General features: G+C 59.1%; 1 pseudogene. It reads right to left on the bottom strand.

Annotated elements, in window-relative coordinates:
• Nucleotides 1–252, bottom strand: a pseudogene (locus AAEZ05_RS29465) (MFS transporter); the annotation flags it as partial.

Below are 252 nucleotides of genomic sequence, written 5' to 3'. Positions count from 1 at the left end.
ACACAGGGTGCCGCCTATGGCAGTAAGTGCGGCCAGGGCAAAGAACATGCTGGTGGGTGCCGCGTTGATCAGCAGGTAGCCACAAATCACCGGACTCATGGCCCCGCCAAACGCGGCCAGGTTCTGGGCACCGTAGTAACTGCCCCGTAGCGCATCCGGCGCAATGGTGTCGATAAACAGAAATTCCGAGGGGTAGATGATCATCTCGCCCAAGGTGAACACGAACATCGCCAGGCACCAGCTCAGCAGACT

Origin of the sequence: Pseudomonas sp. HY13-MNA-CIBAN-0226 (assembly GCF_040310305.1) — a bacterium.
Lineage (GTDB): Bacteria > Pseudomonadota > Gammaproteobacteria > Pseudomonadales > Pseudomonadaceae > Aquipseudomonas > Aquipseudomonas gregormendelii.
Note: the sequence above shows the minus strand (reverse complement) of the source record. Positions and strands in the feature narration are given on the sequence as shown.